Source organism: Agrococcus sp. UYP10, assembly GCF_040547205.1.
In the GTDB taxonomy this organism is placed as follows: Bacteria; Actinomycetota; Actinomycetes; order Actinomycetales; family Microbacteriaceae; genus Agrococcus; species Agrococcus jenensis.
Genome location: NZ_JBEPPG010000001.1, coordinates 2,471,752 through 2,488,370, shown reverse-complemented (window position 1 = coordinate 2,488,370; position 16,619 = coordinate 2,471,752). Strand labels below are relative to the sequence as shown.

Below are 16,619 nucleotides of genomic sequence, written 5' to 3'. Positions count from 1 at the left end.
GATCACGGGGTGCAGCAGGGGCTGCGGATCAGGTGCGCAGCTTGCGCTGGCGGCCGTAGACCGCCAGCAGCGCGATGAGCACGACGCCCTGCACGACGATGCGCGCCCATTCGGGCATGCTGAGCGTCGTCAGGAGGCTGGTGAGCACGGTCAGCACGATCGCGCCGATCGCGCTGCCGAGGTAGCCGCCGACGCCGCCGGCGACGAGCGTCCCGCCGATCACGACGGCGGCGATCGACGGCAGGGTCAGGTCGTTCGCGAGGTTCAGGAAGACCTGCTGCGAGTAGCCGACCATCGCGATGCCGCCGAGCGCGGCGAAGATGGAGCTGAGCACGTAGGCGGTCACGGTCACCCGGCCGACGGGCACGCCCGAGAGCCTGGCGGCCTCGCGGCCAGAGCCGGTCGCGTAGAGCTGCATGCCGAACGTGGTGCGCCGCAGCACGAGCGTCACGACGACGGCGAGCAGCGCCCAGACGAGCAGGATGCCGGGGATGCCGAGCACGTCGCGGCCGTTCACGAGCTGCACGAGCGAAGGGGCTGCGCGGCCGTCGGCGACGCCGCCGGTGACGACGAGGATGAGCCCGCCGACCACGCCGAGCATCCCGAGCGTCATGACGAACGGCGGGATGCGCAGCAGCACGATGCCGAGGCCGTTCGCGAGGCCGATGAGGGCGGCGACGCCGACCGCGAGCAGGATGCCGGGGACGAGCAGCGCATCCGACCCGTTCATGGTGCGGCTCGCGAGGATCGCGCCGAGCGTCGCGACGGTGCCGACCGAGAGGTCGATGCCCTCGCCGCCGGAGAGCACGACGATGGTCTGGCCGATCGCGATGATGCCGAGGAACGACGCCACCCGGAGCATGTTCACGATCTGGTCGGGCGAGGCGAAGCCCGGCTTGAGGATGCCGCCGACGACGACGAGCAGGATCGCGATGATCGCAGCGATGACGACGGGGTCGCGCAGCAGGGTGCGCGCGCGGGTCGCGGTCGTGGGCTTCATCGCTGCCGCCTAGGTGCGCCGAGCGCGCTCAGCGCGAGCGCGAGGATGACGACGAGGCCCGCGGCGAGCGCGCGCCACGAGGTGGGCAGGCTCAGCGCGAAGAGGATCGTCGAGGCGAGCGAGAGCGTGATCGCGCCCGCGATCGCGCCGATGGGTGAGCCGATGCCACCCCGCAGCGCGATGCCGCCGACGACGACGGCCGCGACGCTGTTGAGTGCGAGGTCGCCGCCGATGAAGGGGTCGCCCGAGCCGGAGTTGCCGAGCACGGCGAGGCCGGCGAGGCCGCAGATGACGCCGCAGATCGCGTAGGACGCGAGCTGCGCGCCCGCGACGGGCACGAGCGACGCGAACGCGGCCGCGGGGCCGCCGCCGGTGGCGCGGATGTGCCGCATGATGCGCAGGTGCCGCACGACGAGCCAGCCGGCCGCGACCGCGACGACGAGCAGCACCGAGACGGGCACGCCTCCGACGGCCTGGCGGAAGGTGCCGGTGATGATGGCGGGCACCGTGCCACCCGGCGAGGGCAGCACGAGCAGCGCGAGCCCGGAGAAGACGGATGCGGTCGCGAACGTCGCGATGAGCGGCTGCAGGCGCAGCCGGCTGACGACGAGGCCGTTGACGATGCCGCACGCGAGGCCGACGCCGATCGCGGTGAGGAAGCCGAGCGGCACGCTGCCCGCCTCGCCCTGCATCACCTGCACGGCGACGACGCTCGAGAGCGCCACGATCGCGCCGGCCGAGAGGTCGAGGCCTCCGCCGATCACGACGATCGCCTGCGCGACCGCGACGAGCACGAGCGGCAGGAAGGTCGCGAATGTCGAGGCGACGCCGTACGGGCTGAGGAGGTTGGGCTGCAGCGCGACGGCCGCGACCACGGCGACGATCAGCAGCGCAGCGGTCGCCCACGAGGCGACGCGCACGCGGCCGAGCCGCTCGGTCAGCGGCCGGCGCTCCTCGATGGCTGCGACGGTGGGTGTCTGGGTCACGGGGTTCCCTCGTGGGTGTCGTCCGGTGCGGTCTCGCCGTGTGCGCGGGCTGGCTGCTGGGCCTGGGTCTGCTGGCCCGGCGCCTGCTGGCCCTCGCCGATCACGAGCGCCGCCTGCACGAGCCGCTCCTCGGTGATCTCGTCACCGACGAGCTCGGCGCGCACGGCGCCCTCGAACAGCACGAGCACCCGGTCGCACACGGTCACGAGCTCGCGGTCCTCGCTCGAGTTGATGATGACGGTCGCGCCGTCGTCGGCCATGCGGCGGATGATGCGGTAGATCTCGGCCTTCGCGCCGACGTCGACGCCCTTCGTCGGGTCGTCGAGCAGCACGACCCCCGGCTCCGTGAGCAGCCACTTGCCGAACACGACCTTCTGGGCGTTGCCGCCGGAGAGGCTCGAGATCGGGTCGCCGAGGCCGCCGATCTTGATGGCGAGCGCCTCGACCATCGACTCGGCGGCGGTGCGCTCGCGCCGCGCGGAGATCACGCCCGCGCGGGTGCGGCGCCCGAGGCTCGCGATCGCCAGGTTCTCCTGGATGGGCCGGGGCGGCAGGGTGCCCTGCGTGCCGCGGTCGCCGGGCACGAGCGCGATGCCGCGCGCCGCCGCGGAGCGCGGCGACGCGAGCCGGACGGGCTCGCCGTCGACCTCGACGTCGCCGGTGGCGGCGGTCGCGCCGAAGAGCGCGAGCAGCAGCTCGGACTGGCCCTGGCCCTGCAGGCCGCCGAGGCCGACGACCTCGCCCGCACGGGCCTCGAGGTCGACGCCGCGCAGCGCGCCGCCGGCGAGGCCGCGCGCGGTGAGGCGCACGCGGCCGCTCGGCCGCTCGCCGTGCTCGCGCTCGACCGCCTGCACGTCGCCGACCATGAGCTGCACGAGCCCGTCGGGCGTGGTGCCGGCCATCGCGGTCTCGGCGACCGTCTCGCCGGAGCGGAGGATCGTCGCGCGGTCGCACAGCTCGGTGATCTCGTCGAGCCGGTGCGAGACGAAGAGCACGGCGGCGCCGCGGTCGCGCAGCTCGCGCACGATCTCGAACACGACCGCGACCTGGTCGCGGTGGAGCGAGGCGGTCGCCTCGTCGAGGATGAGGATGCGCGGCTCCCGCAGCAGCGCCTTGCCGATCTCGACGAGCTGCTGCTGGCCGGGCGTGAGCTCCCGCACGGGCTGGTCCGCGTGCACGGCGCCGAGCGCCGGCGCGAGCCGCTCGAGCACGGGCCGCGCCCGCTTGCGGGCTGCGCGCCCCGACAGGAAGCCCGCGGTCGCGGGCTCGCTGCCGAGCACGAGGTTCTCGCCGACGGTGAGCTCCGGCACGAGGCTGAGCTGCTGGTAGACGGCGGCGACGCCGAGGCGTGCCGCGGCCCGCGGGGAGCCGATGCGCACCGGCTGCCCCGCGAGCTCGATCTCGGCCTCGTCGGGCCGGACGGATCCGGCCAGCACCTTGCCGAGGGTGGACTTGCCGGAGCCGTTCGGGCCCAGCAGGCCGTGGACCTCGCCGCCCGCTGCGGTGAGGCTCGCGCCCCGCAGCGCGCGGACGCCGCCATAGCGCTTGTGCACGCCGCTGAGGCGCACGAGCGGCGAGGTCTCGGTCATCGTCGGTCCTACTGCAGGAACTGCTGGACGTCCTCGGCGGAGAGCACCGAGTCGAGCACGTAGGTGTCGGGCTGGCTCTCGACCTCGCCCCAGATCTCGTCGAAGTTCTCGGCCGTGACGGCCTCCTCGAGCTCGAGCACGATGTTGTGGCCGTCCTGCAGCTGCGACTCGTCGAGCTCGGCGCCCTGCAGCATCGCCATGGCGATGTGCAGCGCGGTCGCGCCCGTTCCCGGGGGGTTCACGACGCCGATCGACTCGAAGCCGTCGGCCTGCTCGCTCCAGAGCCGGAGGAAGCCGTTGCGGGCCTCGCCCGACATCACGATCTCGTCCTGCTTGTCGGCAGCGATGAGCGCCTGCAGCACGCCGAGGGCCATGCCGTCCTGCGTCCAGACGCCGTCGATGTCCGGGTAGGTCGCGAGCAGGTTGCCCATCTCCTGCTGACCCGTCGCCTGGTCCCAGCCGCCGTCAGCGGTGGTGAGCACCTCGACGCCGGCCTCCTCGAACACGGCCTGCGCCGCGCCCCAGCGGGCCTCGTTGGCCGGGTGGCCCGAGATGCCGTTGACCGCGACGATGCTGCCGCCGTCGCCGACCTTCTCGGCGAGCCACTCGGCGCTCGTCTCGGCCCACAGCTCCTGGTCGATGCCGACGTTGATGACGCTCTCGGCGGTCACGGCCTGGTCGATCGCGAAGACGAGGATGCCCTGGTCGGTCGCCTCCTGGAACACCTGGTCGAGCGCGGAGCCCGAGTTGGGGTCGGCGATGATCGCGTCGACGCCGGCGTTGATGAGGTTGCGGACCTGCTGGATCTGGCCGTTGACGTCGGTGTCGGCGTTCTCGAGCACGAGATCCTCGAGCGTGCCGGCCTCCTGGTACTCCGAGGCCGCCTCCTCGATGTCGGCGACCATCTGCGTCCGGTACTCGGAGCCGACGAAGCCGTTGCTGATGCCGATGGTGAAGGGGCCGGCCGCTGCTGCGTCCGATCCGCTGGGGGCCGGCTCGTTCGAGACGGTCGAGCAGCCTGCGACGACGAGGGTTGCCGTCGCCAGAGCCGCGAATCCGAGTGCGCGCTGTCGCATGTCGATGCCTCCTTGCATCCGTGTCCGCACTTTCGTGCAGACTGCGAAAAATGTTGAGGCCAGTGTTGCACGACCGTGCGGCGACGCCTAGCACCGTGTCCGAATCGTGACCTACGCGTCGAGCAGGCGCTCCAGCGACCCGAAGGCGTCGACGGCGATCGCCGCCGCGCCGAGCAGCGCGCCCTCGCCGTCCGCCGAGGCGGGCACGAGCCTCGGGATGTGCAGCACCCGGCCCGTGAGCCGGCGCTCCAGCTCGGGCACGACCGTCTCCGCGATCGGAGCGAAGCGGCCGGCGAGCACGATCACCTCCGGGTCGAGCAGCGCGCACACGTTGGCGAGCGCGACCGCGAACTCGTCGAGGACGCGTCGGGCGAACGCGCCGGCGGGCGACCGCTCCCCCGCTCGCGCGAACACCGCCGCGAAGGGCTCGACGCCGGCGGGCAGCTCGATGCCGTCGGCGGCCGCGCGCCGCACGAGCCCGGCGGAGCCGAGCTGCGACTCCAGGTCGCCGAAGTCGACGTAGAGGCGGTCGATCGAGTCGGGCCCGACGAGCATGCGACCGATCTGCCCGGCGAAGCCGCGGCTCCCCTCGAGGATCCTGCCGTGCTCGACGATGCCGGCGCCGACACCCTCGAAGACGGCGAGCGCCATGAGGCTCGTCGCCTCGCGGTGCTCGCCCCAGCGGGACTCCGCCACGGCGATGAGGTTGGCATCGTTGCCGACGGCGACCGGCGCGTCGAGGCGCTGGCGCAGCAGGTCGCCGAGGTGGATGCCGTGCCAGTGCAGCGCGGGCGCGAAGTCGATCGTGCCGTCCGCCTGCACGGGGCCGGGGATCGCGACGCCGATCGCGACCGGGCGCCGTCGGCCGTGCGGCGCGTGCCACGCGGCCTCGATCGCGTGCAGCGTGTGCGCGAGGCGCTCGTCAGCGCCCGGAGGTGCATCCAGCCGCTCGCTCCAGCGCACGGTGCCGCCGAGGTCGACGAGCGCGAGCGTCGTGTGGCGGTCCGCGACGTCGACGGCGAGCACGGTGGCGGCCGACTCGTCGACCCGCACCCGCCCGAGCGGCCTCCCGCCGGCGGGTCCGACGGCGCTCTGCTCGACGAGCAGCCCGGCGTCGATGAGCGCGACGACCGCGCGCGACACCGTCGCGACGCTGAGGCCGGTCGCCGAGGCGAGCTCCGCGCGCGACGCGTCGCCGGCCGTGCGGGCGGCCGCGAGCACCGATGCGCGGTTGCGCCTGGTCGTCGACTGCGAGCTCACCCGCTCATCCTGCACCCAGCGGCTTCGGGAGGCGCGCCGGGCGCGCGGGGCACCGCGTACCCTTGCACACGTGAACGACGCGCAGCCCACCCAAGCCTCCGAGCCCGATGGCGAGCGCACCACGTTCGCCAGCCTCGGCCTCCCGCTCGCCATCCTGAAGGCCCTCGACGACGTCGGCTACGAGACGCCGTCGGCGATCCAGGCCGAGACCATCCCGCCGCTGCTCGGCGGCCGCGACCTCATCGGCCTCGCGTCGACCGGCACCGGCAAGACGGCCGCGTTCGCGCTCCCCGTGCTCGCCGCGATCGACGTCGCGCGCCGCAGCCCGCAGGCGCTCGTGCTGACGCCCACGCGCGAGCTCGCCGTGCAGGTGTGCGAGGCGTTCGAGCGCTACGCGGCCCACCTCGGCGGCGTGCACGTGCTGCCGATCTACGGCGGCCAGGGCTACGGCGTGCAGCTGTCGGCTCTGCGCCGCGGCGTGCACGTCATCGTCGGCACCCCCGGCCGCATCATGGATCATCTCGCGAAGGGCACGCTCGACCTCTCGGGCCTCACGCACGTCGTGCTCGACGAGGCGGACGAGATGCTGCGGATGGGCTTCGCCGAGGACGTCGACCAGATCCTGCAGTCGACGCCGCCCGAGAAGCAGGTCGCCCTCTTCTCGGCGACCATGCCGCGGCAGATCCGCGCGATCTCGCAGCAGCACCTCCGCGAGCCCGTCGAGATCACCGTGCGCGGCAGCGCGTCGACGTCGCCGAGCATCACCCAGCGCGCGCTGATGGTCTCGTACCAGCAGAAGCTCGAGGCGCTCACGCGCGTGCTCGAGGTCGAGCCCTTCGAGGCGGCGATCGTCTTCACCCGCACGCGCAACGAGACCGAGACGGTCGCGGAGCGCCTGCGGGCGCGCGGCTACGCCGCCGCCGGCATCTCGGGCGACGTCGCGCAGCCGCAGCGCGAGAAGATGATCGAGCAGCTGCGCTCCGGCGACCTCGACGTGCTCGTGGCGACCGATGTCGCGGCGCGCGGCCTCGACGTCGAGCGCATCAGCCACGTCATCAACTACGACCTGCCGATCGACACCGAGTCGTACGTGCACCGCATCGGCCGCACCGGCCGCGCCGGGCGCACGGGCGACGCGATCAGCTTCGTCACCGCGCGCGAGCGGCGCATGCTCAGCCAGATCGAGAAGGCGACCCGCGGCACGGTCGCGATCATGCCGATGCCGAGCGCCGACGAGGTGAACTCGACGCGCCTGACGCGCTTCGACGACGCCATCACCGCCGCCCTCGCGCAGAGCGACCGCATCGAGCGGTTCCGCGAGATCGTCGCCCACTACGTCGAGCACCACGACGTGCCGCAGGAGGACGTCGCCGCCGCGCTCGCCGTCGTCGCGCAGGGCGAGACGCCGCTGCTGCTCGACGAGCGCGCCGACCGCGCGCTGCAGGCGTCGCGGGCCGACCGCCCCGAGCGCGCGGATCGTCCCGCCCGCGCCGACGGCGACGGCGAGCGACGCTCGCGTCGCGGACCCTCGGATGCGACGACTTACCGCCTCGCCGTCGGCAGCCGCAAGGGCGTCGAGCCGCGGCAGATCGTCGGCGCGCTCGCGAACGAGGGCGGCCTGGGCCGCGACGACTTCGGACGCATCCAGATCCGCTTCGACCACACGCTCGTCGAGCTCCCCGAGCTCGACCGCTCCCAGCTCGAGCAGCTCTCGAAGACCCGCATCATGGGCGTGCCGATCGACATCCAGGTCGACACCGGGGCGCGGCCGTCGCGCGGCGACCGCGGTGGGCGCGGGTCCGACGAGCGTCCGCCGCGGAAGCCGCGGCAGGGTCGGGAGCGCTGACCGCTCGGTGCCGCACACGGAAGCCCACGTCCCCGAGCCGCGCAGGCGCGCGAGCCTCGAGGTGCTGCGCGCCGAGGCCGCGGACGAGCGCTCGGTGCTCGTCGAGGAGCGGCTGCGCGCCGGCGAGGACCCATGGGAGTTCATGACCGAGCTGCCGAGCGTCGACGAGATCGTCGTGCTGCTGCTGCGCGCCGAGCGGATCCTCCTGCCCGCCGCGGTGCGCCCGGACCACGAGACGAGCGACCGCGTGCTGCGCCGCATCGTCGAGGACTACCCGCCGCTCGCGACCACTGTCTGGTCGATGCTGTCGGTCGTCGAGCCGGAGCGGGCGTGGGCGCCGCGAGTGAGTCGGGCGGGGTGAGATCGCTGTGGATGCGACGAAGGGGACGACCTTGGGTCGTCCCCTCCTGCGTGTGTCGGGCGGTCGGTGCGAGCGACCGATCACACCGGGTGCTCGCCGAGACCGTGAAGCCCAGATCGCTCGCTTGCGCTCGCGACGGCGTCAGGGCGGACGATCCACTGGATCGTCCGGGTCCTGCTCCTCAAGCTCACCCCGAGCCGGAGCGGTCTTCTAGATCGTGAACCCTAACGCCCTCATCATCTCGCGGCCGTCCTCGGTGATCCGCTCGGGACCCCACGGCGGCATCCACACCCAGTTGATGCGGAACTGCTCCACGACGCCGTCGAGCTTCTCGGCGATCTCGGTCTCGATCACGTCGGTCAGCGGGCAGCCCGCCGAGGTGAGCGTCATCGAGATCACGAGCGCGTGCTGCTCGTCGTCCCAGGCGAGGTCGTAGACCAGGCCCAGGTCGACGATGTTCACGTCGAGCTCGGGGTCGACGACATCCTTGAGCGCCTCGGTGACCTCGTCGAACTTCGTCGCGTCGATCTCGACGAGGGCCATCAGACGCCGGCCTTGAGGTAGCGGTCGTAGCCCTCGTCCTCGAGGCGGTCGGCCAGCTCGCGGCCGCCCTGCTCGGCGATGCGCCCGTTGACGAACACGTGCACGAAGTCGGGCTGGATGTAGCGCAGGATGCGCGTGTAGTGCGTGATGAGCAGCACACCGAGGCCGGTCTCGCCCTTGATGCGGTTCACGCCCTCCGAGACGATGCGCAGCGCGTCGACGTCGAGGCCCGAGTCGGTCTCGTCGAGCACGGCGAACTGCGGGCGCAGGAGCTCCATCTGCAGGATCTCGTGGCGCTTCTTCTCGCCGCCCGAGAAGCCCTCGTTCACGTTCCGCTCGCCGAATGACGGGTCCATGCGCAGCTGCTCCATGGCCGCGCGCACGTCGCCGATCCACTGGCGCACGCGGGGGGCCTCGCCCGAGACCGCGGTCTTCGCGGTGCGCAGGAAGTTCGACACCGTCACGCCGGGGATCTCGACCGGGTACTGCATCGCGAGGAACAGGCCGGCGCGAGCGCGCTCGTCGACGCTCATCTCGAGCACGTCCTCGCCGTCGAGGGTGATCGAGCCACCGTCGACGGAATACCGCGGGTGACCCGCGATCGTGTAGGCGAGGGTCGACTTGCCGGAGCCGTTCGGCCCCATCACCGCGTGGATCTCGCCCGACGCGATCCGCAGGTCCACGCCCCGCAGGATCTCCTTCTTGCCCTGCTCGGTCTCGATGGAGACCTGCAGGTCCTTGATGTCCAGCACGCTCATGGCGCTTCCTTCCTCGGCGGCCGCAGCCGCACGAACAGTCTCGGCTGCAGCTACTGCAGGGTCAATGGGTTCTGCACGTCGACGAGCACGTCGTCGCCGTCGATGATCACCGGGAACACCGGCACCGGCTCGTAGGCCGGGAGGTTCATGGGCTTGCCGGTGCGGAGCGCGAACTGCGAGCCGTGCGCCCAGCACTCGATCGCCTCGTCCTCGACGAAGCCCTCCGACAGCGAGATCTCACCGTGCGTGCAGGTGTCGCCGATCGCGTGGATCGCGCCGGACGAGTCCTTCACGATCGCGATCGCGATGCCGTCGAGCTCGACCTTCATGGCCGCGCTCACCGCGACGTCGCCCACACCGCAGGCTCGCTGTGCCGTCATGCCCCAGCCTTCGACGCGGGGGCGAGGCCGGCGCCGCGTCGCAGCTCCTCCTCGATCGCCTCGGCGAGGCGCTGCTCGATCTCGGGCACGCCGATCTTCTGCACGATCTCCATGAGGAAGCCGATCACGACGAGCCGGCGAGCCTGCTCCTCGTCGATGCCGCGCGACTCGAGGTAGAACAGCTGCTCGTCGTCGAAGCGGCCGGTCGCGGATGCGTGGCCGGCGCCGGCGATGTCGCCCGTCTGGATCTCGAGGTTCGGGATGCTGTCGGCGCGGGCGCCGTCGGTGAGCACGAGGTTCTGGTTCTTCTCGTAGCTGTCGGTGCCGGTCGCGTCGCGGCCGATGAGCACGTCGCCCACCCACACCGAGCGCGCGCCGATGCCCTGGAGGGCGCCCTTGTAGAGCACGTTGCCGCGCGTCTCGGTGCCCTCGTGGAACATGAACACCTGGCTCTCGATGTGCTGGCCGGCGTCGGCGAACGACAGGCCGTACATCTCGCCCTCGGCGCGGTGGCCCGCGAGGCGCATCGACGGGTTGACCCGCACGACGCCGCCGCCGAACGAGACGACCATGTGCTTGAGGAACGCGCCCTCGCCCACGACCGCCTGGTGCGTCGAGGCGTGGACGGTGTCGTCCTCCCAGTCCTGCACCGAGATGACCGTGAGGCGCGCGCCGTCGCGGACGAGGATCTCGACGTTCTGCGCGTAGCGCGCCGAGCCCGAGTGGTGCAGCACGACGGTGCCGATCGAGCCGGGCATGGCCTCGATGACGATGTGCGCGTTCGCGTGGCGGTCGGCACCCGTGCCGTGCAGGCGCGCGATGACCGGCTCGGTCTGCTCGCGCCCCTCCGGCAGCCGCACGTGCAGCGCGTTCACGCCGCGCTTCCACGCGATCGCGCTCACGACGTCCTCGGGACGGAAGATCTCGCCGCGCACCGGGGCGTCGAGGCCGGTCGACTCGACGAGCAGGCCGCGCTCGACGAGCGCCTCGACGTCGTACTCGATCCCGGCCGTGCCGGTCTCGGTCTCCTCGTCGACGAACAGCGGCGCGAGGCGTCGCACGTCGGAGAGCTTCCAGTTGACCTCACGGCCGGTCGGCACGCCGAAGTCGGCGGGCTCGAACGACGTCGGGCGCTCCGAGCGAGTCTGGATCGGGACGAAGCGCTCAGCCGGCGCGGGCACGGCGCCCAGGGGTGCGGGGGTCGTGTCTGTCGCAGTCATCAACCGACGGATCCTTCCATGCTCATCTCGATGAGCTTGTTGAGCTCGAGCGCGTACTCCATGGGCAGCTCGCGGGCGATCGGCTCGATGAAGCCGCGCACGATCATCGCCATCGCCTCGGTCTCGGCCAGGCCGCGCGACATGAGGTAGAACAGCTGCTCCTCGCTCACCTTCGACACGGTCGCCTCGTGGCCGAGCACCACGTCGTCGACCCGGATGTCGATGGCCGGGTAGGTGTCGGAGCGCGACATCGTGTCGACGAGCAGGGCGTCGCAGACGACGCTGTTCGCCGAGTGATGCGCGTTCGCATCGACGCGCACCTCGCCGCGGTAGCCGGCTCGGCCGCCGCCACGCGCGATCGACTTCGAGACGATCGACGACGTCGTGTACGGCGCCATGTGGATCATCTTCGCGCCGGCATCCTGGTGCTGGCCGGGGCCAGCGAACGCGACCGACAGCGTCTCGCCCTTGGCGCGCTCGCCCACGAGGTAGATCGACGGGTACTTCATCGTCACCTTGGAGCCGATGTTGCCGTCGATCCACTCCATCGTCGCGCCCTCCTCGGCGATGGCGCGCTTCGTGACGAGGTTGTAGACGTTGTTCGACCAGTTCTGGATCGTCGTGTAGCGCACGCGGGCGTTCTTCTTCACGATGATCTCGACGACCGCGGAGTGCAGCGAGTCGGACGAGTAGATCGGGGCGGTGCAGCCCTCGATGTAGTGCACGTACGAGCCCTCGTCGGCGATGATGAGCGTGCGCTCGAACTGGCCCATGTTCTCGGTGTTGATCCGGAAGTAGGCCTGCAGCGGGATCTCGACGTGCACGCCCTTCGGCACGTAGACGAACGAGCCGCCCGACCACACCGCGGTGTTGAGCGCGGCGAACTTGTTGTCGCCCGCCGGGATCACGGTGCCGAAGTACTCCTCGAAGAACTCCGGGTGCTCGCGGAGCGCCGTGTCGGTGTCCATGAAGATGACGCCCTGCGCCTCCAGGTCCTCCTGGATCTGGTGGTACACGACCTCCGACTCGTACTGCGCGGCGACGCCGGAGACGAGGCGCGAGCGCTCCGCCTCGGGGATGCCGAGGCGGTCGTACGTGCTGCGGATGTCCTCGGGCAGGTCCTCCCAGGTCTGGGCCTGGCGCTCGGTCGACCGCACGAAGTACTTGATGTTGTCGAAGTCGATGCCGGAGATGTCGGCACCCCACGTGGGCATCGGCTTGCGCTCGAAGAGCTGCAGGCCCTTCAGGCGCCGCTCGAGCATCCAGTCGGTCTCGCTCTTCAGCTCCGAGATGTTGCGGACCACCGCTTCGCTCAGCCCTCGCTTGGCGACGGCTCCAGCCTCGTCGGAGTCATGCCACCCGAACTCGTACTGCCCCAGGCTCTCGAGCTCTGGCCGGTCGATCAGGACGTCAGACATCGCTCCCCCTTCCACATCGTGTGCAACCCGGCGGTGCTCCTCGGCATTCCGCGCGAATCCGAACCGCCGCGCTCAGCCATACTTGTAGGGCCTTCGCACATGCCTCGCCGCTGTCAGCGGCATGGGGGTTCGGAGCCGATGGGCTCTCCCACATCCTACCGCGAACGGCATGAGAGGTGCATCTTGCTCGAGCGCTCGCGGAGCCTCATCATCGCGGCATGGGCCACGCTCGTGTCCCAGATCATCATCGTCGGCACGGGCGGTGCCGTCCGCCTGACGGGATCGGGCCTCGGCTGCTCCGAGTGGCCGAACTGCGTGCCTGGCTCCTTCACGCCGGTCCCGGAGCAGGGCATCCACGGCATCATCGAGTTCGGCAACCGCGTGTGGGGCGGGATCGTCGTCGCGATCGCGCTCGTCATGCTCGTGCTCGTGATCCGCAAGGCCGCCGGTCGCACGAACCTCGTGCTCGCGGCGATCGTGCTCGGCCTCACGATCGCGCAAGCGCTCATCGGCGCGGTCGTCGTGTGGATGTCCCTGCGTCCCGACACGGTCGGGATCCACTTCATCATCTCGGTCCTGCTCGTCGCCGTCTCCGCCGTGCTCGCGTGGCGCATCGTGGTGGGCACGCCCGGAGCTCGCACGGCGCCGCGCTGGCAGTCGGCGCTCGTCCACGCGATGACGGCCGTGCTCGCGGTCGTCGTCTTCGTGGGCGTGCTCACGACGGGCTCCGGCCCGCATGCGGGCGACGGCGGCGCGGCGCGCAACGGCCTCGACCCGGCGATCATGCAGCACGTGCACTCGTGGCCCGGGTACCTGCTGCTCGCGCTGGTCGTGGCCGTCGTCGTCGCCGCTGCCGCGCGCGGCCCGCGCCGGCACCTCGGCTGGGCGCTCGCGCTGCTCGGCGCGGTGCTCGTCCAGATCCTGGTGGGCGTCGTGCAGTCGCGCATCGGCCTGCCGATCGGCCTCGTCGGCATCCACATGGTGCTCTCGGTCGTGACGACCGCGATCGCCGTCGCGACGGTGCTGTCGCTGCGTGCCACGACGGATGCCGCCGTGCCCGCGGCACGGGACGCCGCCGCCGTGCAGGGCCGCGTCGACGCGTGATGGCAGGATCGGGCGCATGACCTCCACCCGCCCGATCGACGGCGCTATCGGCGCCGCCCGGCACGGCGCGCGCCTCGGCGTGCTCGACATCGGCTCGAACACCGTGCACCTGCTCATCGTCGACGTGCGCCTGGGTGGCAGGCCCATCCCGCAGCGCTCGCACAAGCTCACGCTGCGGCTCATGCGCTACCTGCAGGACGACGGCTCGATCAGCGACGAGGGCGTCGCGGCGCTGCTGGCCGCGATCGGCGAGTGCACCGCGATCGCGCGCAGCGAGCAGCTCGACGACTTCGTCGTGATGGCGACGAGCGCCCTGCGCGAGGCGGCGAACGGCGAGGAGGTCGTCGCGCGCATCGAGCGCGAGGCGCAGGTGACGCTCGACATCCTCTCGGGCGCCGACGAGGCGCGGCTCACGTTCCTCGCCGTCCGGCGCTGGTTCGGCTGGTCGGCCGGCCGCATCCTGCTGCTCGACATCGGCGGCGGCTCGCTCGAGATCGCCTCGGGCATCGACGAGGAGCCCGACGTGGCGATCTCGGTGCCGCTCGGCGCAGGCCGCAGCACCGTCGGCTTCTTCCACGCCGATCCGCCGAGCGCCGCCGACCAGCGCGCGCTGCGCATCTACGCGAAGGCGGTGCTCGACGACGCCGTCGCGCAGGTCAAGCCCTTCGGGCGGCCCGACCACGTGATCGGCTCGTCGAAGACCATCCGCTCGCTCGCCCGGCTCGCGGGCAACCTGCTGCCGGGCGTCGGCGACGCCGATCGCGCCGTGCTCACGCGCGCGCAGCTCGACGACTGGGTGCCGCGGCTCGCACGCATGGACGCGAAGTCGCGCGCCGCGCTGCCGGGCATCACGCCCGACCGCACGTTCCAGATCGTCGCCGGCGGCATCGTGCTCTCGGAGGCGATGCGCGCGTTCGGCGTGCGCGAGCTCGACGTGAGCCCCTGGGCGCTCCGCGAGGGCCGCCTGCTGCAGATGCTCGACCGCGTCTAGCGCGGCGAAGCGGTGACGATCGACGTGACCGCCGCGATGCAGCTCGGCAGCGCCACGAGCACCGCGACCGCGAGCAGGGCGCGGCCGACGACGACGGCCGGCCGCGACGCGCGCATCGTCAGCAGCCACGGCAGGAGGCGTGGGAGCAGCGCGACGACCGCGGCGGCGGCGGCGAGCAGGAGGCCGAGCGGCACGAGCAGGAGCGCGAGCACGATCGGTGGGACCGCTGCCGGCAGGCTGCTCCGCGACAGCAGCGGCAGGCTCCGGCTCAGCCGGCCCGCGCACGCGGCGACCGCGGCGCCCTGGAGCACCGTCAGGCCCCCGAGCACGAGCACCGACAGCCAGCCGGGACCGAGCCGGCCGAAGTCGATGTTGTCCGCTCGCAGCGGGTCTGCGAACGGCGCGATCGTCACGAGCAGCAGCCCGCCGAAGACGGGGCCGGCCGCTCGTCCTGCCGGGAGCCATGGCGCCACCAGCAGGTAGAGCGCGGCGGAGCCGAGGGCGAGCGGCAGCGCGCCGAAGACGAGCAGCGCGACCGTGCCCTCCAGCGTGATCCGGCCGATGGTCGCGTCGCCCTCGGTCAGCCGGCCGGTCGACTGCGGCGAGGTGACGGCCAGCAGCCGCATCGCGAGGCGCCCGCCCGCCCCAGCGATCAGGATGCCGGTCGCCACCCCCGCCACCGTCAGGACCGACGCCCACCAGGCGTACAGACGGAGGGCCGCCACCCGTGCCGACGCCCCTGCCGGCCCGACACCCGGTGCCGTGGGCGCCAGCCGGCCGTCGGGCGCGAGGAGGCGCTCGTCGCTCCACAGCAGGGTGAAGGCGACGCCGACGGCGAGCAGTGCGCCGCACACCAGCATCAGCGCCATGGCTGCTCGATCCGGTATCGGTCAGCTGGCACGGTACGCCGCCTCGCGATGCGCCGCCAGCCGCTGCATCGGCGCGAGCCCGATCGGGCTGAGCCAGACGCCGACGCCGCATGTCGCCCGCCTCGGCGCTCAGGCCGATCGGCGTCACGCCATCGGGCGCGGTCCGGACGCTAGAAGGGCAGCAGCGGGTCGATGCCGACCGCGAGGAAGATGAGCGTCAGGTACGTGTTCGAGGCGTGGAAGACGCGCATCGCGCGCACCTCGCGCTCGCCGCGGATCGCGCGGCTGTAGAGCCCGTGCGCCTCGGCGACGAACCACGCGCCCGCCACCACCGCGATGCCGGAGTAGAGCAGGCCCATGCCCGCGACCGGGATCAGCAGCAGCGTGCAGGCGAGCGACGCCCACGCGTAGAGGATCACCTGGATGCCGACCATCGGCTTGCCGCGCACGACCGCGAGCATCGGCACGTCGGCCGCCTGGTAGTCGTCGCGGTACTTCATCGACAGCGGCCAGTAGTGCGCGGGCGTCCAGAGGAAGACGAGCGTGAAGAGGATCCACGCGGGCCAGTCGAGCGAGCCGGTGACGCCTGCCCAGCCGATCACGACCGGGAAGCATCCGGCGATGCCGCCCCAGACGATGTTCTGCTCGGTGCGGCGCTTCAGCAGCATCGTGTAGATGAGCACGTAGAAGGCGATCGCGGCGACCGACAGCGCTGCGGCGAGCCAGTTGGCGAAGAGGCCGAGCACGAGCGTCGAGACGACTGCGAGCGTCCACGCGAACACGCGCGCCTCGGTCACCGACAGGGTGCCGGTGACGAGCGGCCGGCGCTGCGTGCGGTGCATGACGCGGTCGATGTCGCGGTCGAGGATCATGTTGAACGCGTTCGCGCTGCCGGCGCTCAGGAAGCCGCCGAGCAGCGTCGCGAGCAGCGCGCCGATCGGGGGCACGCCGCCCGCCGCGAGGAACATCGTCGGCAGCGCGGTGACGAGCAGCAGCTCGATGACCCGCGGCTTCGTCAGGGCGACGTACGCCTCGGCCTTCACCGCGACGCGCGAGCGCTCCCGCTCCCCCGCGACCTGCGGCCTCTCGACGCCGTGCGAGGTGGCGTTCGACATGCAGCGGTATCCGTTCGACTGAGCGTGTGGGGGGCCCGGAGGCCCCTCCATCCTATCGGACGCGCAGCGTCACACTGCGGGATTCGCGCCGGGGCGGGATGCG

Annotated in this window: 16 protein-coding genes; 4 read left to right on the top strand and 12 right to left on the bottom strand. The window is 72.1% G+C overall.

All coding sequences use genetic code 11. The features are described 5' to 3' along the window. Window positions 1-28 precede the first annotated feature (28 nt). From ABIB37_RS12180 to ABIB37_RS12160, 5 genes are all read right to left on the bottom strand, one after another. On the bottom strand, window positions 29-1,000 hold the full coding sequence (locus ABIB37_RS12180; protein WP_354260720.1) for an ABC transporter permease: 972 nt from the start codon (window positions 998-1,000) through the stop codon (window positions 29-31). Then, window positions 997-1,986 carry an ABC transporter permease gene (locus ABIB37_RS12175; RefSeq protein WP_170165631.1) on the bottom strand — a complete coding sequence of 330 codons (990 nt, stop codon included), beginning with the start codon at window positions 1,984-1,986 and terminating at the stop codon, window positions 997-999. Before ABIB37_RS12175 ends, ABIB37_RS12180 begins: the two co-directional genes overlap by 4 nt. Beyond that, window positions 1,983-3,575, bottom strand: coding sequence for a sugar ABC transporter ATP-binding protein (locus ABIB37_RS12170; protein ID WP_354260718.1), 1,593 nt, complete (start codon window positions 3,573-3,575; stop codon window positions 1,983-1,985). Before ABIB37_RS12170 ends, ABIB37_RS12175 begins: the two co-directional genes overlap by 4 nt. Before the next feature lie 8 nt (window positions 3,576-3,583). Beyond that, window positions 3,584-4,651, bottom strand: coding sequence for a substrate-binding domain-containing protein (locus ABIB37_RS12165; protein ID WP_354260716.1), 1,068 nt, complete (start codon window positions 4,649-4,651; stop codon window positions 3,584-3,586). Window positions 4,652-4,762: 111 nt separating this feature from the next. After that, window positions 4,763-5,911 (bottom strand): ROK family transcriptional regulator, encoded by a 1,149-nt coding sequence (locus ABIB37_RS12160; RefSeq protein WP_354260714.1) that lies wholly within the window; start codon window positions 5,909-5,911, stop codon window positions 4,763-4,765. 70 nt (window positions 5,912-5,981) lie between these two features. Between ABIB37_RS12160 and ABIB37_RS12155 the strand changes: the two genes are divergently transcribed. Together ABIB37_RS12155 and ABIB37_RS12150 are read left to right on the top strand one after the other, a co-directional pair. Further along, entirely contained in the window at window positions 5,982-7,757 is a 1,776-nt protein-coding gene (locus ABIB37_RS12155) for a DEAD/DEAH box helicase (RefSeq protein WP_354260712.1), read from the top strand. 7 nt (window positions 7,758-7,764) lie between these two features. Next, the gene (locus ABIB37_RS12150) at window positions 7,765-8,118 is read left to right on the top strand and encodes a tryptophan synthase subunit alpha (protein ID WP_354260710.1); all 354 of its coding nucleotides are present in this window, start codon (window positions 7,765-7,767) and stop codon (window positions 8,116-8,118) included. A gap of 210 nt (window positions 8,119-8,328) precedes the next feature. Here the strand turns inward: ABIB37_RS12150 and ABIB37_RS12145 are convergent, their stop codons facing one another. From ABIB37_RS12145 to sufB, 5 genes are read right to left on the bottom strand one after another with little or no spacing between them, the layout of a single operon-like run. Next, the gene (locus ABIB37_RS12145; protein WP_354260708.1) at window positions 8,329-8,661 is read right to left on the bottom strand and encodes a metal-sulfur cluster assembly factor; all 333 of its coding nucleotides are present in this window, start codon (window positions 8,659-8,661) and stop codon (window positions 8,329-8,331) included. Further along, on the bottom strand, window positions 8,661-9,419 hold the full coding sequence (gene sufC / locus ABIB37_RS12140) for a Fe-S cluster assembly ATPase SufC (protein ID WP_354260706.1): 759 nt from the start codon (window positions 9,417-9,419) through the stop codon (window positions 8,661-8,663). The genes ABIB37_RS12145 and sufC overlap by 1 nt, the downstream gene beginning before the upstream one ends. 50 nt (window positions 9,420-9,469) lie before the next feature. Continuing rightward, window positions 9,470-9,799, bottom strand: coding sequence for a non-heme iron oxygenase ferredoxin subunit (locus tag ABIB37_RS12135; RefSeq protein WP_354260704.1), 330 nt, complete (start codon window positions 9,797-9,799; stop codon window positions 9,470-9,472). Next, window positions 9,796-11,019 (bottom strand): Fe-S cluster assembly protein SufD, encoded by a 1,224-nt coding sequence (gene sufD / locus ABIB37_RS12130; RefSeq protein ID WP_354260702.1) that lies wholly within the window; start codon window positions 11,017-11,019, stop codon window positions 9,796-9,798. Before sufD ends, ABIB37_RS12135 begins: the two co-directional genes overlap by 4 nt. Continuing rightward, complete coding sequence (gene sufB / locus ABIB37_RS12125) at window positions 11,019-12,437, bottom strand: Fe-S cluster assembly protein SufB (RefSeq protein WP_123697916.1); 1,419 nt, start codon at window positions 12,435-12,437, stop codon at window positions 11,019-11,021. Before sufB ends, sufD begins: the two co-directional genes overlap by 1 nt. Window positions 12,438-12,620: 183 nt before the next feature. Here sufB and ABIB37_RS12120 point away from each other — a divergent pair, with 183 nt between their 5' ends. Both ABIB37_RS12120 and ABIB37_RS12115 read left to right on the top strand, forming a co-directional pair. After that, on the top strand, window positions 12,621-13,541 hold the full coding sequence (locus ABIB37_RS12120) for a COX15/CtaA family protein (RefSeq protein WP_354260700.1): 921 nt from the start codon (window positions 12,621-12,623) through the stop codon (window positions 13,539-13,541). A 16-nt stretch (window positions 13,542-13,557) separates the two neighbouring features. Beyond that, window positions 13,558-14,532, top strand: a complete 975-nt coding sequence (locus ABIB37_RS12115; RefSeq protein ID WP_354260698.1) for a Ppx/GppA phosphatase family protein — start codon at window positions 13,558-13,560, stop codon at window positions 14,530-14,532. Here ABIB37_RS12115 and ABIB37_RS12110 read toward each other — a convergent pair. Together ABIB37_RS12110 and ABIB37_RS12105 are read right to left on the bottom strand one after the other, a co-directional pair. Continuing rightward, complete coding sequence (locus ABIB37_RS12110) at window positions 14,529-15,401, bottom strand: hypothetical protein (protein WP_354260696.1); 873 nt, start codon at window positions 15,399-15,401, stop codon at window positions 14,529-14,531. The two genes, ABIB37_RS12115 and ABIB37_RS12110, sit on opposite strands and share 4 nt — an antisense overlap. A 170-nt stretch (window positions 15,402-15,571) precedes the next feature. Continuing rightward, window positions 15,572-16,516 carry a heme o synthase gene (locus tag ABIB37_RS12105; RefSeq protein WP_354260694.1) on the bottom strand — a complete coding sequence of 315 codons (945 nt, stop codon included), beginning with the start codon at window positions 16,514-16,516 and terminating at the stop codon, window positions 15,572-15,574. Between the last annotated feature and the right edge of the window lie 103 nt (window positions 16,517-16,619).